This window comes from Promicromonospora sp. NPDC050880 (assembly GCF_044456525.1).
In the GTDB taxonomy this organism is placed as follows: Bacteria; Actinomycetota; Actinomycetes; order Actinomycetales; family Cellulomonadaceae; genus Promicromonospora.
On sequence record NZ_JBITFV010000003.1, the window covers coordinates 378,455 to 403,362 of the forward strand.

20 protein-coding genes are annotated in these 24,908 nt (G+C 70.6%); 15 read left to right on the forward strand and 5 right to left on the reverse strand.

From position 1 onward, the window contains the following. Positions 1 to 4 precede the first annotated feature (4 nt). Positions 5 to 1,096: an inositol-3-phosphate synthase gene (locus tag ACIBBF_RS08415; RefSeq protein WP_397412416.1), complete on the reverse strand. Its 1,092-nt coding sequence runs from the start codon at positions 1,094 to 1,096 to the stop codon at positions 5 to 7. Beyond that, positions 1,093 to 1,737 (reverse strand): PadR family transcriptional regulator, encoded by a 645-nt coding sequence (locus tag ACIBBF_RS08420; RefSeq protein ID WP_397412418.1) that lies wholly within the window; start codon positions 1,735 to 1,737, stop codon positions 1,093 to 1,095. Before ACIBBF_RS08420 ends, ACIBBF_RS08415 begins: the two co-directional genes overlap by 4 nt. A gap of 362 nt (positions 1,738 to 2,099) precedes the next feature. Here ACIBBF_RS08420 and ACIBBF_RS08425 point away from each other — a divergent pair, with 362 nt between their 5' ends. From ACIBBF_RS08425 to rplI, 6 genes are all read left to right on the forward strand, one after another. Continuing rightward, entirely contained in the window at positions 2,100 to 4,691 is a 2,592-nt protein-coding gene (locus ACIBBF_RS08425) for a transglycosylase domain-containing protein (protein ID WP_397412420.1), read from the forward strand. Between the two features lie 198 nt (positions 4,692 to 4,889). After that, positions 4,890 to 7,475 carry a transglycosylase domain-containing protein gene (locus ACIBBF_RS08430; RefSeq protein ID WP_397412422.1) on the forward strand — a complete coding sequence of 862 codons (2,586 nt, stop codon included), beginning with the start codon at positions 4,890 to 4,892 and terminating at the stop codon, positions 7,473 to 7,475. A 202-nt stretch (positions 7,476 to 7,677) separates the two neighbouring features. After that, a complete protein-coding gene (gene rpsF, locus ACIBBF_RS08435; protein ID WP_182485702.1) occupies positions 7,678 to 7,968 on the forward strand; it encodes a 30S ribosomal protein S6 in 291 nt (96 codons plus the stop codon). 110 nt (positions 7,969 to 8,078) lie between these two features. Then, entirely contained in the window at positions 8,079 to 8,618 is a 540-nt protein-coding gene (locus ACIBBF_RS08440) for a single-stranded DNA-binding protein (protein WP_397412424.1), read from the forward strand. A 78-nt stretch (positions 8,619 to 8,696) separates the two neighbouring features. Beyond that, a complete protein-coding gene (gene rpsR / locus ACIBBF_RS08445) occupies positions 8,697 to 8,933 on the forward strand; it encodes a 30S ribosomal protein S18 (protein ID WP_020013532.1) in 237 nt (78 codons plus the stop codon). Between the two features lie 17 nt (positions 8,934 to 8,950). Then, complete coding sequence (gene rplI, locus ACIBBF_RS08450; RefSeq protein ID WP_397412426.1) at positions 8,951 to 9,400, forward strand: 50S ribosomal protein L9; 450 nt, start codon at positions 8,951 to 8,953, stop codon at positions 9,398 to 9,400. A 165-nt stretch (positions 9,401 to 9,565) separates the two neighbouring features. Here rplI and ACIBBF_RS08455 read toward each other — a convergent pair whose 3' ends face one another. Continuing rightward, the gene (locus tag ACIBBF_RS08455; RefSeq protein WP_397412428.1) at positions 9,566 to 11,104 is read right to left on the reverse strand and encodes an MGH1-like glycoside hydrolase domain-containing protein; all 1,539 of its coding nucleotides are present in this window, start codon (positions 11,102 to 11,104) and stop codon (positions 9,566 to 9,568) included. Between the two features lie 60 nt (positions 11,105 to 11,164). Between ACIBBF_RS08455 and ACIBBF_RS08460 the strand changes: the two genes are divergently transcribed. The 5 genes from ACIBBF_RS08460 (at position 11,165) to ACIBBF_RS08480 (ending at position 17,940) form a co-directional block, all read left to right on the forward strand. Further along, on the forward strand, positions 11,165 to 12,571 hold the full coding sequence (locus ACIBBF_RS08460; protein WP_397412430.1) for an ABC transporter substrate-binding protein: 1,407 nt from the start codon (positions 11,165 to 11,167) through the stop codon (positions 12,569 to 12,571). Between the two features lie 59 nt (positions 12,572 to 12,630). Further along, positions 12,631 to 13,524 carry a carbohydrate ABC transporter permease gene (locus ACIBBF_RS08465; protein WP_397412432.1) on the forward strand — a complete coding sequence of 298 codons (894 nt, stop codon included), beginning with the start codon at positions 12,631 to 12,633 and terminating at the stop codon, positions 13,522 to 13,524. Next, the gene (locus ACIBBF_RS08470; protein ID WP_397412434.1) at positions 13,524 to 14,435 is read left to right on the forward strand and encodes a carbohydrate ABC transporter permease; all 912 of its coding nucleotides are present in this window, start codon (positions 13,524 to 13,526) and stop codon (positions 14,433 to 14,435) included. Before ACIBBF_RS08465 ends, ACIBBF_RS08470 begins: the two co-directional genes overlap by 1 nt. Positions 14,436 to 14,488: 53 nt before the next feature. Then, positions 14,489 to 15,682, forward strand: a complete 1,194-nt coding sequence (locus ACIBBF_RS08475; protein WP_397412436.1) for an ROK family protein — start codon at positions 14,489 to 14,491, stop codon at positions 15,680 to 15,682. A 206-nt stretch (positions 15,683 to 15,888) separates the two neighbouring features. After that, positions 15,889 to 17,940: a hypothetical protein gene (locus tag ACIBBF_RS08480; RefSeq protein ID WP_397412438.1), complete on the forward strand. Its 2,052-nt coding sequence runs from the start codon at positions 15,889 to 15,891 to the stop codon at positions 17,938 to 17,940. 138 nt (positions 17,941 to 18,078) lie between these two features. On the opposite strand, the gene ACIBBF_RS08485 is transcribed toward ACIBBF_RS08480, so the two are convergent. Beyond that, positions 18,079 to 18,786, reverse strand: a complete 708-nt coding sequence (locus tag ACIBBF_RS08485) for a DUF305 domain-containing protein (RefSeq protein ID WP_397412694.1) — start codon at positions 18,784 to 18,786, stop codon at positions 18,079 to 18,081. 252 nt (positions 18,787 to 19,038) lie between these two features. Here ACIBBF_RS08485 and ACIBBF_RS08490 point away from each other — a divergent pair, with 252 nt between their 5' ends. Beyond that, positions 19,039 to 20,451 (forward strand): LVIVD repeat-containing protein, encoded by a 1,413-nt coding sequence (locus ACIBBF_RS08490; protein ID WP_397412440.1) that lies wholly within the window; start codon positions 19,039 to 19,041, stop codon positions 20,449 to 20,451. Between the two features lie 139 nt (positions 20,452 to 20,590). After that, positions 20,591 to 21,367, forward strand: coding sequence for a DUF305 domain-containing protein (locus ACIBBF_RS08495; RefSeq protein WP_397412442.1), 777 nt, complete (start codon positions 20,591 to 20,593; stop codon positions 21,365 to 21,367). Between the two features lie 11 nt (positions 21,368 to 21,378). On the opposite strand, the gene ACIBBF_RS08500 is transcribed toward ACIBBF_RS08495, so the two are convergent. Next, positions 21,379 to 22,197, reverse strand: coding sequence for a type II CAAX prenyl endopeptidase Rce1 family protein (locus tag ACIBBF_RS08500; protein WP_397412444.1), 819 nt, complete (start codon positions 22,195 to 22,197; stop codon positions 21,379 to 21,381). Between the two features lie 190 nt (positions 22,198 to 22,387). On the opposite strand from ACIBBF_RS08500, the gene ACIBBF_RS08505 reads away from it, so the two are divergent. Both ACIBBF_RS08505 and ACIBBF_RS08510 read left to right on the forward strand, forming a co-directional pair. Next, positions 22,388 to 24,649: a carbon starvation CstA family protein gene (locus tag ACIBBF_RS08505; RefSeq protein WP_397412446.1), complete on the forward strand. Its 2,262-nt coding sequence runs from the start codon at positions 22,388 to 22,390 to the stop codon at positions 24,647 to 24,649. Further along, entirely contained in the window at positions 24,646 to 24,882 is a 237-nt protein-coding gene (locus ACIBBF_RS08510) for a YbdD/YjiX family protein (protein ID WP_397412448.1), read from the forward strand. Before ACIBBF_RS08505 ends, ACIBBF_RS08510 begins: the two co-directional genes overlap by 4 nt. Positions 24,883 to 24,908: the final 26 nt, after the last annotated feature.

Consider the following 24,908-nt stretch of genomic DNA (forward strand, 5'->3'; position numbering starts at 1 on the left):
CCGGTCAGCGCTCGACCTCGCCGCGGATGAAGGCCTCCAGCTGGGCCCGCCCCGCGGTGTCCTCCATCTGCACCGGCGGCGACTTCATGAAGTACGTCGCGGCCGACAGGATGGGCCCGCCGACGCCGCGGTCCTTCGCGATCGCCGCCGCGCGCACGGCGTCGATGATGATGCCCGCCGAGTTGGGCGAGTCCCACACCTCGAGCTTGTACTCCAGGTTCAGCGGCACCTCGCCGAACGCGCGACCCTCCAGCCGCACGTACGCCCACTTGCGGTCGTCCAGCCAGGCCACGTAGTCCGACGGGCCGATGTGGACGTTGCGGTCCTCCTTCTTGCCGGCCAGGGGGCCGGTGAGGTTGGACGTCACCGCCTGCGTCTTGGAGAGCTTCTTGGACTCCAGGCGGTCGCGCTGCAGCATGTTCTTGAAGTCCATGTTGCCGCCCACGTTGAGCTGGTACGTCCGGTCGAGCACGACGCCGCGCTCCTCGAACAGCTTGGCCAGCACGCGGTGCGTGATGGTGGCACCGACCTGCGACTTGATGTCGTCACCGACGATCGGCACGCCGGCCTCCTCGAACTTCGCGGCCCACTCGGGGTCGGACGCGATGAACACGGGCAGTGCGTTGACGAAGGCGACGCCCGCGTCGATGGCGCACTGCGCGTAGAACTTGGCGGCCTCCTCGGAGCCCACCGGCAGGTAGCAGACGAGCACGTCGACCCGGGCCTCGCGCAGCGCGGCCACGACGTCGACGGCGTCCTTGGTGGACTCGTCGATCGTCGCGCGGTAGTAGTCGCCCAGGCCGTCGAGGGTCGGGCCGCGCTGGACCGTCACGCCGGTCGGCGGGACGTCCGCGATCTTGATGGTGTTGTTCTCGGACGCGTTGATGGCCTCGGCCAGATCGAACCCGACCTTCTTCGCGTCCACGTCGAACGCCGCGACGAACTCGAGGTCCGACACGTGGTAGTCGCCGAACTGCACGTGCATGAGGCCCGGCACGGTGCCCGCCGGGTCGGCGTCACGGTAGTAGTGCACGCCCTGGACCAGGGACGAGGCGCAGTTGCCTACGCCGACGATGCCCACGCGGATGGAGGTCATCCTCGCTCCTTCTTCGGTTGTTCCTGCTGGGGCGAGCGGTGCTGCGCCACGGCGCGGCCCCGCTCGGTGGAGATGAGGCCGTCGAGCCAGTGCACCTCGCGCTCGACCTTCTCGAGCCCGAAGCGCCGCAGCTCCAGCGCATATTCGTCGAGCCGCGAGCGCGGGTGCGCCGTGGACTCGCGGATGGCCTCCAGCCGCTCGGTCAGCCGGGTGCGCCGGCCTTCCAGGACGCGGAGGCGCGTCTCGGCGTCGGTCTGCCCGAAGAGCGCGAACCGCACGTCGAAGTTGTCGTCCTCCCAGGCGGCCGGGCCGGCGGTGGCCAGGACGGTCTGGAGGTGCTCCTTGCCCTCGGCGGTCAGCTCGTAGACGACGCGGCGCCGTCCGAGGGGCTTGGGCTTCGCGGTCCGGCCCGGTATCCCGGCCTTCGCCTTGCGGGCGGACGGCGGCGGCTCGCTCTCGGTCGTCGCGATCAGGCCGCGGGTGACGAGCCCCTTCAGGGCCGGGTAGAGCGTGCCGTAGGAGAAGGCGCGGAACGAGCCGAGCACCAGGTTGAGGCGCTTGCGGAGCTCGTACCCGTGCAAGGGGGACTCGTTGAGCAGACCGAGGACGGCGGTCTCCAGCACGTCGGACCGGCTGCGCACGGTGGCCTCCTCCCGGGCTCCGCCGCGGGGACGCGGACGGCTCGGTGTCGATCGATGTATCGAGTCGATACATCGAGAGCATAAACATGCCCGTTCCGGCGGCGCAACACCCCGGAGGTGACGTCGTCGTCGGCCCGGATGCGGCGGGTGAGCCGCCGTCGTGGCGGCGAGAACGTGGACAAAGTGTGAAGCAGGGGCAGACGGTCTGGGCTGACCCTGGGTGAAATGTCCTAGGGTGCGGTCCGTGCGCCGCTGGTGTGACAGAGCTATCAGCCCGATCCCCTATGGTTTCGGGTGGTTTGCCGTGGCTAGTGCGTCAACCGTGGCGGCAGGCCCAAGTCCGAACCGAGGAAGAGGCTGACGTGTCGAACTGGAGTCCCCCTCCGATCTGGCCGCACACGCCCCGACGCAGGCAGGGAATCTGGAACTATCCCCGTCCGTACCGCACCGGCATCCGCGCGTGGATCCCCTCGTGGCGGTTCGTGGTCGGGTCGATCCTGACGGGCACGTCGCTCGTGGCCGGTGTGGTCATCTCGGCCTGGTTCGACATGGACGTGCCGGACGAGCTGGGCAGCGTGCACTCCGAGACCACGACCGTCCTGTACGCCGACGGCAAGCCGCTGGGCAAGTTCGCGGCCGAGAACCGCACGATCGTGGCGCTGGCCGACGTGCCGGCCCACGTCCCGGCCGCGATCATCGCATCCGAGGACCAGTCGTTCATGACCCACATGGGCATCAACCCCCTGGGCATCGTCCGGGCGGCGCTGAACAACGTCACCGGCGGCGACCAGCAGGGCGCCTCCACGCTGACCCAGCAGTACGTCGAGAACTACTACATCGGCGTGGGCGAGGCGACCTACGCGGACAAGTTCCGCGAGGCGATCCTCGCGCTCAAGGTGACGCAGGAGCAGTCCAAGGAAGAGGTGCTGGAGGGCTACCTCAACACCATCTACCTCGGGCGTGGTGCGTACGGCATCGAGGCGGCCTCGCAGGCCTACTTCGGGCACTCCGCGAAGGAGATGACCATCTCCGAGTCGGCCTTCATCGCCGGGATCATCCCGAACCCCACGTACTGGGACCCGCGTCAGGGCGAGGACGCGCGTGCCCAGGCCGAGGCGCGATGGAACCGCACGCTCGACTTCATGGTGGAGCAGGGGGCGATCTCGGCGCAGGACCGGGCCGGCGTCCAGTTCCCGAAGCTGAAGAAGTACACCCAGGGCAGCGGCAACGCACAGAGCGCGTACCTGCTCCAGGAGGTGGCCAAGGAGCTCGCCCGGGAGGGGATCTCCGAGGACCAGCTCACCAAGGGCGGCTACACGATCAAGACCACCCTCGACTCGAAGATGCAGGCCGCGGCCGCGGAGTCGATGAAGCTCCCCGAGGACGCCGACCCCCGCATCCGCGCCTCGCTCACCTCGATCGACCCGGCCACGGGCGCGATCAAGGCGCTCTACGGCGGCCCCGACTACGCCAAGTACCAGACCAATGCCGCCACCCAGGACATCGCCCAGGCGGGTTCGACGTTCAAGCCGTTCACGCTGGTGGCCGCGCTGGAGCAGAACGTCTCGCTGTACAGCCGGTGGGACGGCACGTCGCCCCAGGAGATCGAGGGCTACACCAACTGGAACGACGAGACGCAGGAGGAGGAGCAGGCGACCCTGACCAACTTCGGCACCCCGCCGTACGGCGAGAGCTACCCGAACGTCACCCTGCTCGACGCCACCGCCAACTCCGTGAACACGGCCTACGTGCACCTCAACAAGGAGGTGGGTCCCGATGCCACGAAGGACGTCGCCACGCGCGCGGGCATCCCGGAGACCGACGCGAAGGGCAACGAGATCGTCGGGTCCAACCTGGCGAACGTGCTCGGCACGGCGAGCGTGCACAACATCGACATCGCGCACGCCTACTCGACGTTCGCGGCGCAGGGCATCCGCACGACCCCGCACCTGGTGCAGGAGGTCAGCGACGGCGACAAGCTGCTCTTCCAGGGCAGCACCGAGGCGACGAAGGCGTTCGAGCCCGAGGTCATGGCCGCCACGACGTACGCGCTGGAGGGCGTGGTCGAGGACGGCTCCGGTGAACCCGCCTCGCACCTGGTGGGCCCGGACGGCTACACGGAGCGCCCGGTGGCCGGGAAGACCGGTACGTCGAACAGCAACCGCTCGGCCTGGTTCGCGGGGTACGTACCGCAGCTCGCGACGGTCGTGGGCATGTACCAGTACGACCTCGAGTCAGGCCAGTACATGCAGATCACGCCGTTCGGGGAGTGGAAGGAGATGGGCCTGACCGGCATCACCGGCGGCAGCTGGCCCGTCACCGCCTGGGCGGACTACATGGCCAAGGCGACCGAGGGCATGGACGTCGAGGAGTTCCCCGAGTACGAGCCGCCCGCCCCGCCGTCGCCCACCCCCTCGCCCACGCCGTCGCCGTCGAGCAGCCCGTCCGAGTCGGCGGAGGTGTTCACCGTCCTGGTGCCCGAGGGGTTGATCGGCCAGCAGTACGTCGCCGCGGCGTCGGCCCTCGCCGGTGTCCAGCTGGTCCCGCAACAGATCAGTGTCGACAGCGAGGAGCCCGTGGGCACGGTGCTCTCGCTCGACCCGGGCGAGGGCACGGAGGTCGAGGTGAACTCGACGGTCCGGGTCGAGGTCTCGAACGGCTCCGCCGCCGAGGAGGAGGAAGAGGAGACGACGACGGTGCCCTGGGGCCTGACCAACCAGGACCAGGGCGACGCCGAGGCGGCGCTCCAGGACGCGGAGCTGACGCCGGTGGTCCAGGAGGCGCCGTCGGACACCGTGGCCGAGGGCCGGGTGATCTCCGTGGACCCGGGTGAGGGGACGGAGGTGCCGGTCGGCAGCGAGGTGACGCTCGTCGTGTCCACCGGCCCTGAGGAGGGTGGCGGCGGCGACCCGTCGCCCGACCCGTCCGACGACGGTGGCGGCATCTTCGGATAGGTCGCGCGGCTTCGACGGGTTCTGCCGGTAGCGGGTGAATGTCACCATCTGCGCTGGTAGAACCCGTCGTGGCCCCGGTCACGAACACGGGGCGTACACAGAGAAACCGCGTTTGTGCTACTTGCCGCGGACATCGATCCTCTATCGTTTCGACGGTTCAGTGCCCTCACTGAACGGATTTCGAGGAACGAGGAAGACGTGGCGAACAGGAGCCCTTCTCCGATCTGGCCGCACACGACCCGGCGTCGGAAGGCCGTGTGGAACTACCCCCGGCCGGACCGCACGGGGATCCGCGCGTGGATCCCGTCGTGGCGCGTCGTCGTCGGCACGCTGCTGACCGGGACGTCGCTCGCGGTCGGTGTCTTCACCGCCGGGTGGATCGGCTGGTCGGTCCCGGCGGAGCGTGGGGACATCGGGTCGGAGTCGACCACCGTCTACTACGCGAACGGCCAGGTCATGGGCAAGTTCGCGGCGGTCGACCGCACCATCCGGTCGCTCGACGAGCTGCCCGACTACGTCCCGGAGGCCGTGCTGGCGTCCGAGGACCAGAACTTCCGCAACCACATGGGTGTCGACCCCCTGGGCATCGTGCGCGCGTTCGTCAGCAACGTGACCGGTGGTACCCGGCAGGGCGCGTCCACCCTGACGCAGCAGTACGTGGAGAACACCTACTTCGAGCCGGGGCAGACGTCGTACGCGGACAAGTTCCGCGAGATCATCCTCGCGCTCAAGGTGGACCAGCAGAAGTCGAAGGACGAGATCCTCGAGGGCTACGTCAACAGCATCTACCTCGGCCGCGGTGCCTACGGCTTCGAGGCCGCGGCCAAGGCGTACTTCAACAAGCCCGCGGCCGAGCTGACCGTCTCCGAGACGGCGATGCTCGTGGGCATCATCCCGTCGCCCTCCTACTGGGACCCCCGCTTCGGTGAGGAGTCGCGCGCCGTCGCCGAGGAGAAGTGGGCGCGCGTGCTGCGCAACATGGCGGAGATGGGCACCATCACCGAGGAGGAGCGCGCGTCCGCGAAGTTCCCCGAGCCGATCGAGTACAAGCAGGCGTCGCGTGCGGGTCAGGCCGGGTACCTGCTGGAGGAGGTCCGCAAGGAGCTCGCCAAGGAGGGGATCGCGGAGGAGGACCTCATGACCAACGGTTACGAGATCCAGACGACGATCAACCCGAAGTGGCAGCAGGCGGCGGTCGAGACGGCGAACACCATCCCGTACAAGGGTGAGGGCGCGGCGTCCAAGCGGCTCGGCGTCTCCATCGTGTCCATCGACCCGAAGGACGGCGCGATCCGTGCGCTGTACGGCGGCAAGGACTACTCGAAGGTCCAGTTCAACTCCGCGACCGACGGCAAGGCGCAGGGTGGCTCGACGTTCAAGCCGTTCACGCTCATCGGGGCGCTCGAGGAGGGGCACGAGCTCAACGAGTACTACACCGGGAACAGTCCGATGCAGATCCCGGGCTGGAGCGTGCTCAACCAGGAGACGGGTGTCGAGGAGGAGGTGGAGCTCACCAACTTCGGTACCGAGGAGGGTGGTGAGTCGTTCGGTGACATCGACCTGGTCAAGGCCACGGCGCACTCCGTGAACACGGTCTACGCCCAGCTCAACGTGGAGATCGGCCCCGAGAAGGCTCAGGACGTCGCCATCCGGGCGGGCATCCCGAAGGAGTCGACCAACGCCGAGCTGTCCAACGTGCTCGGCACGTCGACCGTGCGCCCCGTCGACCTGGCCGGTGCCTACGCGACGTTCGCAGCCCAGGGCACGCGCACCATCCCGCACATGGTCACGTCGGTGAAGAACGGCGAGAAGCTCGTCTACGAGTGGGACAGGCTGCCGCAGAGCGGTGTCATCCCGCCCGACGTGATGACGAAGGCGACGTACGCGCTGCAGCACGTGGTCACCGAGGGATCGGGTGCGCCGGCGCAGGAGCTGCTCGCCCCGGACGGCACGCCGCGACCGGTCGCCGGCAAGACGGGGTCCACGAACGACAACAAGGCAGCCTGGTTCGCCGGGTACATCCCGCAGCTCACCACGGTGGTGGGCCTCTACCAGACCGCCGAGGGCGGTGGCGAGGAGACGATCACCCCCTTCGGCGAGTGGGCCAACTACAGCCTGACCGGTGGTACGTGGCCGGTCACGGCCTGGACCCACTACATGCAGAAGGTCACGGAGGGCATGCCGGTCGAGAAGTTCCCGGACTACGAGCCGCCGGCCCCGCCGGAGCCGTCCTTCTCGCCGTCGCCGTCGACCAGCCCGACGCCGTCGGAGACGCCGGACGACAAGGTGATGGTGCCGAGGGGCCTGGTGGGGCAGCAGATCGCCTACGCCCTGTCCCAGCTTGCCGGCGCCGGGCTGAGCCCGGTCATCGACGAGGTCGAGAACGAGGCGCCGCAGGGCACGGTGCTCTCCGTGCAGCACGAGGGCCAGGAGGTGCGCCGCGGTACGGAGATCAGGGTCGTGGTGTCGACCGGGCCGGGAGAGCAGACGGTGCAGGTGCCCGGTGGCCTCGTGGGCGGTGACGAGGGCAACGCCCGCGGCCAGCTCCAGAGCGCGGGACTCCAGCCGGTCGTGGAGTACCAGGAGTCCAGCGACTACGCCGAGGGCATCGTCATGCAGGTCGAACCCGGTGAGGGCAGCGAGGTGCCCGCCGGGAGCCAGGTCCGGGTCATCGTGTCGTCCGGGCCCGGGGAGATCACCTTCCCGAGCGGCGAACCGACGGGCGGCAACGGCGGAGGCGGAGGCGGAGGCGGCGGTGGTGGCGGCGGTGGCACCGGCGGCTAGCCCGCGCCGTCCGTGAGCACGTGACCGAGGGGTCGTCTCCACACCGGAGACGGCCCCTCGGCGCTGCTCCGAACGTTGTGAGGGGTCTCTCGCCCGCTCGATTCCGCCGATTCGCGCAGGGCAGGTAGGCTTGGCCCTTGCTGTGAACCCTCCTGTCACGGAACGACCGTGACCGCTGAGACCAGAGGAGGTGGGTATACACATGCGTCAGTACGAGCTGATGGTGATCCTGGACCCGGAGGTCGAGGAGCGCACCGTGGCCCCGTCGCTCGACAAGTACCTGTCGGTCATCACGACCGAGGGTGGCTCCGTCGACAAGGTGGACATCTGGGGGCGCCGCCGTCTCGCCTTCGACATCGCCAAGAAGTCCGAGGGCATCTACGCCGTGGTCGACTTCACCGCGACGTCGGACACCGCCAAGGAGCTGGACCGCCAGCTCGGCCTCAACGAGGTCGTGCTCCGGACCAAGATCCTGCGCACCGGCGACAAGTGAGTCGTCCGAACTGAGCTCTCTGCGCCCGCGCGAGTGTCAGTGTCTCGTGGTTGCATTCACCGCGAACCCGGATACCGCGTACGGAACGTCGACTGAATCGAGGAATTGGCATGGCTGGTGAAACTGTCATCACAGTGATCGGGAACCTCACCGGGGACCCGGAGCTGCGCTTCACCCCTTCAGGTGCTGCGGTCGCCAACTTCACGGTGGCATCGACCCCGCGGACCTTCGACCGCCAGAGCAACGAGTGGAAGGACGGGGAGACCCTGTTCATGCGCTGCTCGATCTGGCGCGAGGCCGCGGAGAACGTCGCGGAGTCGCTGACCAAGGGCACGCGCGTCATCGTGCAGGGCCGCCTGGTCCAGCGCTCCTACGAGACCCGTGAGGGCGAGAAGCGCACCGTCGTCGAGCTGCAGGTGGACGAGATCGGTCCGTCCCTGCGCTACGCCACGGCCAAGGTCACCCGGGCCCAGCGGTCCGGTGGTGGCGGCGGCTTCGGTGGCGGCGGCGGTGGTGGCTTCAGCGGCGGCGGCCAGCAGGGCGGCGGAGGCTTCAGTTCTTCCGGTGGCGGTCAGAGCAACGACGACCCGTGGGCCACGGCAGGCCCGGCGTCGTCCGGTGGTTCGTTCTCGGACGACCCGCCGTTCTGATCGGCACCCCCCAAGTTCACACTTTTGCTCGTGCGGCCCGCCAGGCCGACGGGCAGCACCTGACGAAGGAGCAACACCATGGCGAAGCCTGTGGTGCGCAAGCCCAAGAAGAAGATCAACCCGCTGAAGTCCGCGAAGATCGCCAACATCGACTACAAGGACACGGCGCTGCTGCGCAAGTTCATCTCCGACCGCGGAAAGATCCGTGCCCGTCGCGTCACCGGCGTCTCCGTGCAGGAGCAGCGTCAGATCGCGAAGGCCGTGAAGAACGCCCGCGAGATGGCCCTGCTGCCGTACACGTCGACGGCTCGCTGAGGAAGGGATCGAGAACCATGGCAAAGCTGATCCTGACCCACGAGGTGACCGGCCTGGGCGAGCCCGGCGACGTGGTCGAGGTGAAGGACGGGTACGCCCGTAACTTCCTCATCCCGCGTTCGCTGGCGACCCCGTGGACCAAGGGCGCCGAGTCCGACATCAACGCGATCCGCAAGGCTCGCAAGAGCCGCGAGATCGCCTCGCTCGACGAGGCGAAGGCCCTGGCCGACTCGCTGTCCGCGAAGCCCGTGACCGTCACGGCGAACGCCGGCCCCGGTGGCCGTCTGTTCGGTGCCGTGACGACGGCGGACATCGCCGGTGCGGTCGCCGAGGCCGGCGGCCCGTCGGTCGACAAGCGCAAGATCGAGATCGGTCAGTCCATCAAGACGACCGGTGACTACACCGTGGCGATCCGCCTGCACCCCGAGGTGTCGGCGAAGATCGGCGTGAAGGTCGTCGCCGGCTGAGCGACTGCTCGACGGTGAGCAGGCCCCGGTTCCCCGCGTGGGGACCGGGGCCTCGCTCTGTCCGACGGCGGTCGGCTGCCTCCGACGGCGGTCAGGCCGCTGTCAGACAGCGATCCGGCCGAAGGTTGCCTTCTACCCAGCGATTACGCCCACAATCGGCCTGGTTCATGGGCGTAATGACTGGGTAGAAGCATGTGGAAGCAGCACCGCCTCCGTCGAGAGGTGGGTGTCCAGCGTGAGGGCTGCGGTCCAGGAGAACTGGCGGGTGCCACGTCCGGCTCCCGTGTCCGGGTCCGTGTACTCGGGAAAGCCCTGTGGCGCGGTGCTGAAGTGCTCCCGCAGGCGCGCGTCCAGGTCGTCACGGCCCAGTGCCCGGACGGCGCGCAGCAGCAGCCAGGACATGTTGAACCACGACGGCCCGCGCCAGTACAGCGCCGGGTCGAACGCGGGGTCGGCCCGCGACGTGCTGGGCAGGAACGGACCGCCGCCCAGGAATCCCGGACCGGTCAGGGTCGTGAGCAGCCGGTCGGTCCTCCTCGCGTCGTACGCCGCGGACGTGTCCAGACCGGACAGGAGCAGCGGGACCAGACCGTTCACCGTCGCACGGCGGACGCGTTCCCCCGCCGTGAGGTCGAGCGCCACGTAGAGCCCGAGGTCCTCGTCCCACAGGTGCTCGTCCATCGCGGCGATCACCCGGTCGGCGGCCCTCCGGTGCTCGAGTTCTGCGGCCGACGGGGCGAGGACGTCGTCGAGCGGCCCCGGCTCGCCCGTGGGCGGGCTCGGTTCGTCCGTGGGCGCCGCCGGCCAGCCGTCGCGATCCCCGCCCGCACCGCTACGCAACCCGCCCGCACCGCCACGCAACCCGCCCGCACCGCCACGAGCCTGGCCTGCCCCGCCACGAGCCCCGCCCGCACCAGGCCCGTTCCCCTCGTCGGCCAGCGCCGCCACGATGCGCCCCAGAGCGATCTCCGAGACCGCCAGCAGCGTGCTGAACAGCGGGCACACCATGGCGAAGCCGATCGGCACGTCGTCGGCGCAGCCTGCGTCCCGGTAGTTCTCGGCGAGCCGGTAGTAGCGCCGGTAGTCGCGGCTGCCGGGGCGCTCACCCGCGCCGGCGTGCTGGAGGTCGGGGCGCCGGATGGGCGTCCGGGCCTCGGGCGGAACCCGTTCGAGGGCGGTGTCCCACAGCGGCGAGTTGTCCGTGCCGGTCTCCCACGGATGCTTCGCCACCGGTAGGCCGACCCGGCCCGAGCGCCGCCCGTGCAGGTACGCGTGCCAGCGGGTCAGCCGGGGGTACACCCGCGCGAGAAACCCTTCCTGCGCGGAGCCGACAGGGTCCGCGCAGTGCACCAGCCACGCGGCCCAGGCGTGCACGGGCGGCTGCATCAGCCCGGAGGTGGCCGGCCCCGCGTGCGGCCCCGACTGCCAGAACTCCGCACCCGGCGCGTAGTCGTCGTCGCGCCCCACGTCGTACACGATCTGCGGTACCCGCCCGTCGGTCCACTGGGCCTCCAGGAGCGCGACCAGCTCTCTCCGGGCACGGGAGGGCTCGCGGTGCCGGTTCCCGATCGCGACGAACGCCGAGTCCCAGCTCCACTGGTGCGGGTACAGGCCGGTCGCGGGCACCGTGTAGCTGCCGGTCCAGTTGGTGTCGAGCACACGGGCGGCGGCGTCGGCGGCGTCTTCCCGTAAGTCCTTGTGCATCTTTCGACAATAGGCTAGACATAAGTGCCCGATCCACTCACTCGACGACGAGGAGAAGCCATGAGGCTCCGGCACGGCTGGGCGCCCGCCGCCCGCCTGACGATCGCGGCGTCAGCGGTGACCGCCGCGGCCCTGACGCTCACCGCCTGCGGCAGCGGCGGACCCGAGTCCGACGGCACCATCACCGTCTGGACGGTCGAGACCCAGCCCGAGCGGCTGGCCATCCAGCAGGCGGCGATGGACGCGTGGGCCGAGGACTCGGGCCTCGAGACGGAGCTGGTCCCGGTCGAGGAGGACCAGGTCTCCCAGCTCCTGTCTGCCGCGGCGCTCTCGGGCGACGACATGCCGGACGTCGTGAACGCGATCAGCCCCGGCCTGGTGCGGTCCTTCGACCGGGACGGCTACCTCGACCGCGACGCCGCCACCGAGGTGGTCGAGGCGCTCGGCGAGGACACGTTCTCCCCGGTGGCGCTCGACCTGAGCAGTGACGGTGACGAGCTGCTCGCCGTGCCGTCGGACGCCTGGCCGATGATGGTCTACTACCGCACCGACCTCTTCGAGGAGGCGGGCCTGGCGCCCCCCGCCACGTACGACGACCTGCGCACCGCCGCCGAGGAGCTCACGGCCGACGGGCGCTACGGCATCACGCTGTCCACGGACGCGGCCGACCCGTTCACCCAGCAGACCCTGGAGTTCCTGGCCCAGGGCAACGGCTGCGAGCTGGTCGACGACGCGGGCGAGGCCACGCTGGACAGCCCCCAGTGCACGGAGACGATCGAGCTCTACGGCGACCTGGCCGCCGACTTCTCGCCCGACGGCACCGAGGGTGTCGAGTCGACGCGTGCCTCCTACTTCGCGGGGCAGGCGGCGATGACCGTGTGGTCCTCGTTCCTGCTCGACGAGCTGGCCGGGCTCCGGGAGGAGTTCACGCCGTCGTGCGACGAGTGCGCCGACGACCCGGCCTGGCTCGCCGAGAACACCGGCGTGGTGCCCGTGGTCGAGGGGCCGTCCGCGGGCGGGGACGCCGCCGGGTACGTCGAGCTCGTGTCCTGGGGCATCACCGACGGCGCGGACCCCGAGGTGACCGACTTCGTCGAGTACATGATGTCCGACGCGTACGTGGACTGGCTGTCGATGGCGCCCGAGGGCAAGGTGCCGGTCCGCACGGGGACGGCTGAGGCGCCCACCGAGTACACCGACGCCTGGACGGACCTGCAGATCGGCATCGACGAGAAGGCGACGTTCTCCGACGTCTGGCCCGCCGAGGTGACCGACACGCTCGCGGCGGCACCCGAGTCCGCGAACCGGTGGGCGCTCCCGCAGGGGCAGGGCGCCATCCTCGGCCCGCTCACGAGCGAGCTGCCGCTCGCCAAGGCCGCCGCCGACCTGGGTTCCGGCAGCACCGACGCCGCCGGGGCGCAGGCGACGATGCAGGACGCGGTGTCGGAGATCGCCGGGCGCGAGTAGCCGTTCGTCCCGTGCGCGGCCGTGCCGGTCGCGCCCGGGAACCGGGAGGGAGGTGTGGTGTGGGGTCCAGGCTCCGGGGATACGAGAACCGCGACGGGATAGCGCTGGTCGTGCCCGTGACGCTCGTCGTGGCCGCGATCATCGTGGTGCCGATCGTGTGGACGGTGGTGCTGTCGTTCCAGGACGCGCGGTACGTCGACGTGGCACGCAACGGCCTGTTCAACGAGCTCACGCTCGACAACTACGCCGCCGTGCTCACCGCGCCCGCGTTCTGGCGGTCGCTGCTCACCACCGTCGAGTACTCGGTGGCGACCACCGTCGGCTCGATCGCGGTGGGCCTGGTGGCGGCCCTCGCGCTGCGGGACCGGTTCCGGTTCCGTGCGCCCGTGCGTGCCGTCATGCTGCTGCCGTACGTGGCGCCCGTCGTGGCCACCACGTTCGTGTGGCAGGTGGCGCTGAACCCGCAGTACGGCGTGGTCAACGCGTTCGGCACCCAGGTGCTCGGGTGGGAGCACCCCGTCAACTTCCTCTCGTCCGCACCCACGGCGCTCCTGACCGTGATCGTCTACGACATCTGGCGGTACTTCCCGTTCGCGTTCATGTTCCTCGGCGCGGCCCTGACGGGCCTCCGCCGTGAGATCGAGGAGGCCGCGGTGGTCGACGGCGCCACCCCGCTGCAGAAGTTCTGGTTCGTGGTGCTGCCCCAGCTCCTGCCGACGGTGGGCCTGCTCGTGCTGTTCCGCATGGTCATGGCGTTCAACGAGTTCGACGACGTCTATCTGCTCACCGGCGGCGCCGCGGGCACGCAGGTGGCGTCGGTGCGGGTGTTCGAGCAGCTCACCGGGTCCAGCGACATCGGCGGCGCGAGCGCGACGGCCGCGGTGATGGCCGTGTTCCTGGGCGTCGCCCTGGCGGTCTACCTGCGGCTGACGGCCCGGCGGAGGGAGTCGTGATGACCACGGAGACGACCGGCCGCCGTGCGACGACCCGGCGCGGGCCGAGCGCCGTCGTCGTGCAGACCCGGGTGCTGCGGGTGCTGCGCGTGGTGGTGATCGTGGCGCTCGTGCTGGCCACGGTGCTGCCGTTCCTCTACATGCTCAGCCTCAGCTTCGTGCGGATCGACGACCTGCTGCGCGATCCCTTGCGCGTGCTGCCCGCGCTCGACCGCATCACCACCGAGACGTACCGGGAGGTCCTGGCCCCGGAGCAGGAGGGCGGCTACGGGTTCGCGCGGTTCATGCGCAACTCGGCGGTCGTCGCGGTCGCGGCGTCGGCGCTGACTGTGGTCCTGGTGGTGCCGGCGTCGTACGCGCTGACGCGCCTGCGGTTCGCGGGGCGCAGGCAGGTGTCGTGGCTGTTCCTGGCCGTGTACCTGTTCCCGACGATCATCATCGCGGTGCCGGTGTTCGTCGGGTTCCAGGTGCTGGGGCTCGGGTCGTCGCTCGTGGGCCTGGTGATCGCGTACGTCGCGCTCACGGTGCCCGTCTCGGTGCACATGCTGCGCAACTACCTGTCCGGCATCCCGGAGTCCATCGACGAGGCGGCGGTGATCGACGGCGCCTCCCGGCTCCAGATCCTGACCCGCATCACGGTGCCGCTCGCGATGCCCACCATCATGTCGACGGCGCTCTACTCGTTCATGATCGCGTGGAACGAGTTCCTGTTCGCGCTCCTGTTCCTCTCGGCGAAGCAGGACCTGTGGACGGTGTCGCTCGGGCTGACCCGGCTCGCCGACGGGCAGGAGGTGTCCAAGACCGTCCTCATGGCGGGCAGCGTGCTCCTCACGGTGCCGATCGTGATTCTGTACGGGATAGCCGAGCGCGCCCTCACCGAGGGGCTGACCGCCGGGGCCGACAAGGGCTGACCGCCGACCGACCGGTGCCGACGCAGGCAGAGAAGAAAGAACCGAGGAAGAACGTGGCAGCAGGCGCGGGCGAGATCCTGCAGCTCATCCGGACCGGGCGTGCGACCACGCGGACGCAGGTGCTCGACGTGACCGGGCTGTCCCGTGTCACCGTGGCACAGCGGATGGACGCGCTCCTCGCGGCGGGCATCATCCGCACGGCGGGCGACGCCGGGGCCACCGGCGGGCGGCGGGCCGAGCGGTTCGTGTTCGACCCGGAGGACTCGCTGGTGCTCGTGGCGGCGCTGGAGCTGGCCGAGCCCGTCCCGGCGCCCGGCGGCTCGCGTGCCACCGACACGGCGGCGCTCGCCGTCGTCGACCCGCACGGGGCACTGGTGGCGCGCGCGTCCCTGGACGTGCGTCTCGCGGACGGTCCGGAGACCGTGCTGCCACGGCTGCTCGACGCGTTCGACGCCCTCCTGGCTGACGCGGGGATCAAGCCGGCCGCCGTCGGCGGGGTGGCGCTGTCGGTGCCGGGCCCGGTCGACCCGCACGACCACCGGCTCTCCGACCCGCCCGTCATGCCCGGCTGGGGGGCGTGGCCGGTGGTGGAGACGGTGCGTGCCCGGTTCGACGTGCCCGTGCACCTGGAGAACGACGCCGACGCGACGGCCTACGGCGAGTACACCGAGCTGGCCGCCCGGCACGAGGGCCCTCCGCAGCCGTTCGTGCTGGTCAAGGCATCGGGATTTCTCGGGGCAGGGCTTGTCGTCGACGGCCGCATCTACCGGGGGACCGACGGCGGGGCGGGCGACATCGGCCACGTCGACGTGGGCGGTGACGCCGTCTGCCGGTGCGGCCGCCGCGGGTGCCTCGCGGCGGAGGCGGGCGGCGCGGCGCTGCTGCGGCGGCTCGCGGAGGCGGGGGCCGACGTCGGCTCGCTCGCCGGGCTGCGCGCGCTCGCCGAGCGAGGGGACCCGCTGGTGACGGCGGAGCTGGACCGGGCTGCGGCCCTGATCGGCCGGGTGCTGGCCGTGCTGGTGGGGGTGCTCAACCCGGCCGACCTGGTGGTGACCGGTGAGCTCGCGGTGCCGGCGGTGATGGCGGGGATCCGCGCCGGCGTCTACGCGGGTGCCCAGCCCCGGGCCACGGCGCGGCTGCGCATCCGGCCGGCGGTGCTGGGGCCGGACGCCGTGCTCGTCGGGCTGGCGCGGGTCGCCGTCGACGAGCGGTTCTCGGCCGAGGCGGTGGACGCCCGGCTGGGCTGACCGCGTCCCGTCGGGCGGGCGGGTGATCTTCGTGCACTTTACTGAGTTGTAATCAGTAGAAGCGTTTCGCGTGGTCCCGCCGCGGGTACCTTCGGCCCAGACGCCCGCGATGTCGGGCTTCGTGCCCGCCAACGGCGGCGGGCCCGGCGGACGCCGGTCGGACAACTTTCGCGGGTGACGACGCCCGCGGAGCGAGAGGTGAACCGATGACGCAGTTGCACGCATCACCGAGACCACGATCAGGACCTGGACCCACCATCCTCACGGCGGTCGGCGTCGCCATGCTGCTCGTCGGAGCGATCGTGGCCACCGCCTTCCTGCTCCTGTTCCAGAGCAGCGTGGCCGACGGCGCCGTCCGGCTCTCCGACGGTGCCGGCCGGCTGAACGACGGCGTCCAGGCCGACCTGGTCTCCGGCGTCGGCGACCTCAGCGCCGGGGCGACAGAGCTCAACGACGGCGTGCAGAACGAGGTGGTGCCCGGCGTCGAGGCGCTCGCGGACGGGGCGGGGCAGCTCGACTCCGGGGCGGCACGGCTGCGCGAGGGCGTGATCAAGCTGCACGACGGGTCCAAGAAGATCGCGGACGGGACGGCGGAGACGGCGTCGGACGTGGCTGATCTGGCGGACGCGTCGCTGCTGCTGACGGCGGGGTCGACGAAGCTGGAGGACGGGCTGGGGAGGCTGGACTCGGGGCTCGGCACGCTGAGCACGGCGGCGCCCGACCTGGCGGACGGTGCCGCGCGGCTGGCGGACGGTGCACACCAGTTGCAGGGCGGCGTGTCGCTGCTCAGTGAGCGCGCAACCCCGCTGGACGACGGCGCGAAGCGGCTTGCCGACGGTTCCGCAAAGGTCCACGCCGGGACCCAGGAGCTCAACGGCGGACTGTCGCGGCTCGCTGCTAACAACGGTCTCATCCTGGGTGGTACCAGCGACGTCCGGTCCGGTGCCGCGAGGCTGGCCGCGGGTGCCGTCTCGCTGGACGACGGCGCCGACCAGCTCGAGGCCGGGGTGCAGCAGCTCGACGCGCAGGCTCCGGTGCTCGCCGCCGGAGCCCAGAAGGTGGCTGCGGGTGCGAAGAGCGTCGCTGACGGCGCCGCTCCGGTGGCAGCCGGCGCGGGCGCGGCTCAGGCCGGCGCCGCGGAGCTGGCGACCAAGCTCGGTGGCCTCGTCGACGGTGCCAGGCAGGTACAGGGCGGAAACGCTGCGCTGAAGCAGCAGCTCGCTGCTTTGGCCGAGGCCACCGAGGACCCGGCGCTCAAGGAGAAGCTCCAGGCCCTGGCGGGCGTCGCGGGAGGTCTCGAGACAGGCGCGGGACAGGTCGTGGGCGGAGCCACTCAGGCGCAGGGGGGTGCGGCTCAGCTCAGCGAGAGGCTGGAGCAGCTCTCGGTGGGCGCCGCGCGGGTCGCCGCCGGTTCGGCCGAGGTGGCGGCAGGCGCCACGGACGTCTCGGGTGGCGCACAGGCGCTGACCGGCGGCATCGACACCCTGGCGGCCAAGGTGCCCGGCCTCACCGCGGGAACCGAGCAGCTCAGGTCCGGAAGTGCCGACCTGCAGGCCGGGCTCGGCCATCTGGCACCCGGCATCGAGCGGTACGTGGCCGGCGTCGGCAGCGCGTACCAGGGCAGCACCAAGCTCGTTGCAGGCTCGGCGCGGACCGCATCGGGCAGTGCGGAGCTGGCGGCCGGGACCGGTCTCCTGAAGGGCCGCCTGCCTGCGCTGCTCGCCGGCGCCACGAAGGTCGCCGACGGCAACACCAGCCTCGCCGGCAAGACGCCTGGTCTCGTGTCCGGTGTGCAGCAGCTCCACGCCGGATCAGGGCAGCTTGTCGACGGCTCCGGCCGTCTCGTCGACGGCATCATCGAGGTCCGCGACCGCGTCGTCCCCAAGGTCGAGAAGTCCCAGCGCCTGGCCGACGGTTCGGTGACCCTGCGCGACGGGCTGGGGGACGCCCGCAAGGGCACCCGCACGCTGGTCGACGGAGCCAGCGCGCTCGACGAGGGCACCCAGACGCTGGCCACGGGCGCCACGGACCTGGCCGACGGCACCCAGCGGCTCGCGGACGGCTCCGCGCAGCTCGCCTCCGGCACCACCACGGTGGCTGACGGGACGATGCAGCTCTCGGCCGGCACCGGGAAGCTCCGCACCGACGTGGACGCCGCCCCGGCGGGGGCCATCGGCATCGGCGTGATCCTCGCGGCGGCGCTCGGTGTGCTGGCGGCCGTCGCGGGCCTGATCCTGCTGGGCCGCCGTCGGGCCTGACCGGGCGCCGACGGCGGGCCGTCTCGGGGGCTGATCCGACCGGGTGCCTGCCCGGACGCGCGCAGGGCACCGAGTCAGCCGGTTGGTTCTACTAACCGGCTGACTCGGCTTCGCCGCTCAGCCTCGTCGGGTGCCGCCTCACAGCTCGGCGAGCATCTGGTCCAGCCGGTCGATCTCCGCCATCTGGTCGGCGGCGATGTTGTTGGCCAGCTCCAGCACCCGCTCCTCGCTGCCCGAGGCCGCGACCTCCTTGCACATGGCGAGGGCGCCCTCGTGGTGCTTGATCATGCCTTCGAGGTACAGGCGGTCGAACTCCTCGCCCGACGCCCCCTCAAGAGCTGCCATCTCGGCCTCGGTCAGCATCCCGGGCATGGCGGCGTCGTGCCCGTGCTCCGGGGCGCGCGGGCCGGAGCCGTCCCCAGGCTCGGCGGTCACGGGCACGGGATAGTCGTTCTCCTCCAGCCAGCCGGCCATGAGGTCGATCTCGCTGCCCTGCACCACGTCGATGCGGCTCGCGAAGGTCTTCAGCTGCTCCGACTCGGCGCGCTCCGGCGCCAGCACGGACATGTCGATCGCCTGGCCGTGGTGCCAGATCATGTCGGTCAGGAACTGGGCGTCGGCCTTCGAGAAGGGTGCCTGGGCGGGTGCCCCCTCGTAGTCCTCGGGCGCGACGGTCTTCGCGGGCTCTCCCGGCTTGCCCGGCTGCACCACCACGGAGCTCGGGGTCGAGACCGCCTCCGGTTCCTCGTCCGGGCCGCAGGCGGACAGCACGAGGGCGGGCGCGAGCACCGCCAGGCCGATCGCGACCGAGCGGGCGCGCGATCGTCGTCCGGCACCTGTCAGCATCTCCACGGTGGTCCTCTCGTGCGGCAAGCCTGTGTCATCGGCCGGTCATCGACACCCCTGCGCGGGGTCTCGGACCATGCTTGCGCCGGAATCTACCAAGCCGCCATGACCCCGGATACCACTCGGCTCGTGCCCCTTCCGCACCACTCGGTGACGGTTTGTCACCACCATGTTAAAGATCACGAAACTCCTGGTCCTGGGAGGTCCCTGTGAGGAACACTGCCCTCAACCGACCTAGGAGGTGTGACGCCCGTGCGTCGTCCAACCTTTACCCGACCTCGTGCGCGGGGCGCCGCAGGTGTCGCCCTGACCGCGATCTTCGCCGCCGCGGCGGTGGCGCTCGCGGGGCCCGTCGCCTCGGCCTCCGTCGCGGAGCCGGACGTCCCGCCGGGCGAGACCGCGTCCTACAACATGACCCACCTCAGCAACCAGCCCAAGAACGGCGCGCTGCAGGGGACCGGTTCGGACATCGCCTTCCAGGGCAAGTACGCGTACGCCGGCAACTACGACGGCTTCACGGTCTACGACCTGACGGACAAGGAGAACCCGGAGCAGGTCGTCCAGGTCTACTGCCCGGGCTCGCAGAACGACGTCTCGGTCTACAAGAACATCCTGGTGCTCTCCACCGACTCGTCGCGCAGCGACGACTCGTGCGGCTCGACGTCGCTCCCCGCGACCGAGAAGAGCGCGTGGGAGGGCATCAAGATCTGGGACATCTCCAACCCGCTGTCCCCGCGCTACGTGAAGTCGATCGAGACCGAGTGCGGCTCGCACACCCACTCGCTGGCCCCCTCCAAGGACGGCCGCAACCTGTACGCCTACGTCTCGTCGTACTCGCCGAACGCGACGTTCCCGGACTGCCAGCCGCCGCACGACTTCGTCTCGATCGTGAAGATCCCGGTGCAGAAGCCGACGGCGGCCAAGCTGGTCTCCACGCCGGTCCTCTTCCCGGACGGTGGCTACGAGGGTGACCCGAGCCGCAGCGCCTCCACGACCAGCGGCTGCCACGACATCACCACCTACGCCAAGTACGACCTGGCCGCAGGTGCGTGCATGGGTGACGGCATCCTCATGGACATCTCGAACCGTGAGCGTCCGCGCGTGATCAGCCAGGTGCGCGACACGGAGAACTTCGCGTTCTGGCACTCGGCCACGTTCAACAACGACGCCACCAAGGTGGTCTTCACCGACGAGCTCGGCGGCGGCGGTCTCGCGACCTGCACCGGTGAGTTCGCGCCGGAGCTGGGCGCCAACGGCATCTACGACATCGAGCGTGGGCGTCACGGCAAGAAGACACTCGAGTTCGCCTCGTACTACAAGATCCCGCGCATCAACACGGCCGACGAGAACTGCGTGGCGCACAACGGCTCGCTGATCCCGGTCAAGGGCAAGGACCTCATGGTCCAGTCCTGGTACCAGGGCGGCGTCTCGGTGTTCGACTTCACGGACTCCTCCAACCCGCGTGAGGTCGCCTGGTTCGACCGCGGCGAGGGCGTGAGCAGCGGCGGTACCTGGTCGACGTACTACTACAACGGGTACGCCTACTCGAACGACCTCGGCATCGGGTTCGACACGTTCGACATCGACGACTCGATCGACGGTCCGGCCGAGCGGGTGCGGCTGAACAGCCTCAACCCGCAGATGCAGGAGTCGTTCGGCCGCTGACGCCCCGCGCGTCGTCGAACGACGAAGGACCGAGGCCCACCGGCGATCCGCCGGTGGGCCTCGGCGTCTGGGCCGAGCCGCACGGGTGAGGGATTTCCGTGATAGCGCTGCCAGGCCTTTCTGTGGGAACCTCCCGGACATGACACGCCAGGACTCGACGACCGAGGACACCACCCCGCCGTCGGGCACCGGAGCCGACGAGGGCGGGACGGCGTCGTCCCGCTACGACCTGGGGCGACGCCTCCGGATCATGGGGGCCGTGCTCGCGGGCGGCCTGGCCGTGGTGCTGGCGCTGCTCCTGTGGCTCGGCGTGCTGGTGCCGGCGAAGCAGGAGGCCGCCGGGTACTCGGAGGCCGACTCCCGGTACGCCGCACTCTCGATCGAGCACAACGCGCAGGCCGTCCAGCTCGCGGCGCTCGCGCCGGGGCGGTCGGACGACGAGGAGGTGCTCGCCCTGGCCGTCGAGGTCGGCGAGGCGTCGGCGGGGCGGGTGCGCGAGCTCGCCGACTGGTTGGAGGCGCGCGACATCCCCGTGCCCGCCGCGGGACGCGAGGCGCTCGCGCTGGCGGACGCCGGCCTGACCACCGAGCTGCCCGACGACGGCAGCGGCCCCCGGGCGGGCAGCACCGCGCACTCGCACGAGGGCGGCAACCACGGCATGCTCACGGACGCGCAGGTCAACGGCATCGCCGCGCTGCAGTCGACCGACTTCGACATCGCCCTGCTCGCCGCGCTGGTCGAGCACCACTACGGCGGGCTCCAGCCGGCCGACGAGGAGATCGAGGGCGGCGAGGACGCCGAGGCCAAGGCCCTGGCGCAGGCCGAGGCCGACGCGATCCGCGTCGAGGTGGAGGACGTGCGCGACCTGCTGGCCGACGTCGGCGGGCCGGGGTCGACGAACGACCAGACGAGCTGACGGGCGGTGCCTCAGGGCGCCGTCACGAAGATGTCGAACAGCTCCGGGTGGTGCCCGTGCACCAGCACGCCGAACACCACGGCGTCGAACAGCAGGTGCACCGTCACCACGTAGGTCAGCGACTTGAACTTCGCGAAGATCCAGCCCTGGACCAGTGCGAACGGGATCGTCAGCAGCGGCCCCCACTCGCGATAGCCGAGCTCCCACAGGAACGACACGAAGATCATCGACTGCAGCACGTTGGCCTGCCACGTCGGGAAGTGCTTGCAGTACAGGGCGAACACCACGCAGATGAAGAACAGCTCGTCCCAGATGCCCACGGCGTTGACACCCACGAACAGCCGCCAGATGTCCTGCGTCCCGTCCAGGTCGGGCCAGTTGAGGTACGCGCCCGAGCCCAGGAAGTAGAAGGGCAGCACCAGGTAGCCCACCGCCACCACGACCACGAGGTAGGTCCACTGGCCGCGGCCCCAGCGGCGCCCGGTCGCGACCGGGAACTGGATCGTGTCCTGCCGGAGCACGAACCGCGACAGCGCCCACGGCACCAGCACCGCTCCACCGAGCGCCAGCGTGAACCGCAGCATGCCGGCGTCGGACAGGTCGGCCTCCAACGAGATCAGCGAGATGATCCCCATGCCGACGCCGATCAGCGCGAGGTCGCGGCCGAGCGCCCGGTCGGCCCAGAGGCCGAGCGCGATGCCCAGCACCAGCGGCAGGTACGCCACGGGGCGGATGTGGACGGCGAACAACAGGATGGCCGACGCCGACACCAGGAAGGCGGCGGTGAGCCGCGCCGGGCCGGTCAGCGAGGCGGGCAGGGTGAGGGTCACGGGGACGAGGCTCCCACACCCCGCGGGCCGGACGTACAGGTCACACCAGGGTTCTGTGCATCCGACACCCGGTTTCAGGGACGTCGGGGCTGGTCCTTGGTGTTCTTCGCCGTCTAGGGTCGGTGCACGGTAACGATTCATCAAGGATCCGGCCCCCTGACGGGCCGGCCACCCCGGCAAGGAGGCCGTCGTGCGCTCACCCGAGCACGTTGAGCTGGTCCGGAACGATCCGGACCTCCCCCCGGTCGCGGTCATCGACCGCAGACCCATGACCACCGGCAAGAAGCTGGTCTTCGCCGCGATCGGGCTGCTCGCGGCGATCGCGTGGGCGCTCGTCGCGTTCGCGCGCGGCGAGTCGGTCAACGGCGCGTACTTCGTGGTCGCCGCCGTCGGCACCTACGTCATCGCCTACCGTTTCTACGCCCGGCTCATCGAGTACAAGGTGGTGCGGCCGCGCGACGACCGGGCCACCCCCGCCGAGGAGCACGAGAATGGCCGCGACTTCGCGCCCACCGACCGGCGCGTGCTGTTCGGCCACCACTTCGCGGCCATCGCGGGCGCGGGCCCGCTGGTCGGCCCGGTGCTGGCGGCCCAGATGGGCTACCTGCCCGGCACCCTGTGGATCATCATCGGCGCCGTGCTGGCCGGCTGCGTCCAGGACTATCTCGTGCTGTGGCTGTCCACGCGCCGCCGCGGCCGCTCGCTCGGTCAGATGATCCGCGACGAGATGGGCTCGGTCGGCGGTGCCGCCGGCCTGATCGGCGTCTTCGTCATCATGATCATCATCCTGGCGGTCCTCGCCCTCGTGGTGGTGAACGCCCTGGCCGAGTCGCCGTGGGGCGTGTTCTCCGTGGGCATGACCATCCCGATCGCCCTGTTCATGGGTGTGTACCTGCGGTACATCCGGCCCGGCCGGGTGTCCGAGGTCTCCGTCATCGGCGTGGTGCTGCTGGTGCTCGCCATCGTCGCGGGCGGCTGGGTGGCCGACACCCCCTGGGGCGCCGAGACGTTCACGCTGGAGCCGGTCACGGTCGCCTGGCTGATCGTGGGCTACGGGTTCCTCGCGTCCGTGCTGCCCGTGTGGCTGCTGCTCGCCCCGCGCGACTACCTGTCCACGTTCATGAAGGTAGGCACCATCGTCCTGCTCGCCGTGGGCGTGATCGTGGCGCAGCCCGCCGTGCAGGCGCCCGCGATCTCCAGCTTCGCGATCGAGGGCAACGGACCTGCGTTCGCCGGGTCGCTCTTCCCGTTCCTGTTCATCACCATCGCCTGCGGTGCGCTGTCCGGCTTCCACGCGCTCATCTCGTCCGGCACCAGCCCCAAGCTGGTGCAGAAGGAGAGCCAGCTCCGGCTCATCGGCTACGGCGGCATGCTCACCGAGTCGTTCGTGGCGATCATGGCGCTGGTCACGGCCATCTCCATCGACCAGCACCTGTACTTCACGATGAACGCCCCCGCCACGCTCACCGGCGGTGAGCCGGGTACCGCCGCCGACTACGTCAACGGCCTCGGCCTGGCCGGCCCGCCGGTCACGGGCGAGGAGATCCAGGCCGCCGCCGACGGCGTGGGCGAGGAGTCGATCATCTCCCGCACCGGCGGTGCCCCCACGCTCGCGTTCGGCATGTCCCAGATCCTGGGCTCGTTCCTCGGCGGCTCCGCGATGACGGCGTTCTGGTACCACTTCGCGATCATGTTCGAGGCGCTGTTCATCCTCACCACGGTGGACGCCGGTACCCGCGTGGCCCGCTTCATGCTCTCCGACACGCTGGGCAACCTCGGCGGCCCGCTCACGAAGTTCCGCGACCCGTCCTGGCGGGTGGGCGCGTGGATCTGCTCGATCGTGGTCTGCGGCCTGTGGGGCGCGATCCTGCTCATGGGCGTGACCGACCCGCTGGGCGGCATCAACACGCTGTTCCCGCTGTTCGGCATCGCCAACCAGCTCCTCGCCGCCATGGCGCTCGCCCTGGTCACCGTGGTGGTGGTCAAGAAGGGCTACCTCAAGTGGGCGTGGATCCCGGCGGTGCCGCTGGTGTGGGACCTCGCGGTGACCATGACGGCGTCGTTCCAGAAGATCTTCTCGCCCGAGCCGAGCCTGGGGTACTGGGCCCAGCACAACGCGTTCCGCGAGGCGCGGGCCGCGGGCGAGACGTCGTTCGGCACCGCCGCCGACACGACGGCGATGGACGCCGTCATCCGCAACACGTTCCTGCAGGGCACCCTGTCGATCGTGTTCGCGCTGCTCGTGCTGATCGTGGCCGTGGTCGCGCTGTGGGTGTGCGTCACAGCGATCCGGGCGGGCGGCCTGCCGACCACCGAGGAGCCGGACACGCCCTCGTCGACGTTCGCGCCGTCGGGCCTCGTGTCCACCGACGCAGAACGGGAGGTGGCCGCGCAGTGGGCCACCTACTACGACGAGAACCCGGACAAGCTCCGGACCGGGACGCACGCGTGAGTACGCACCCGGCCACCGGCCCGACGGCGGACGGCGGCGTGCTCGCCGTCGTCCGCCGGGGCTGGCGCGCGCTGGCCTGGTACGTCACCGGCGTGCTGGGCGAGAGCGACTACCAGCGGTACGTGACGCACCTGCGCCGTGTGCACCCGGACGCCGCGGTGCCGACGGTCCGGGAGTACTGGCGGGAGCGCTACGCGGCCCAGGACGCGAACCCGGGCGCCCGCTGCTGCTGAGCCGGGCCGACAGCCCGGCGGTCCCG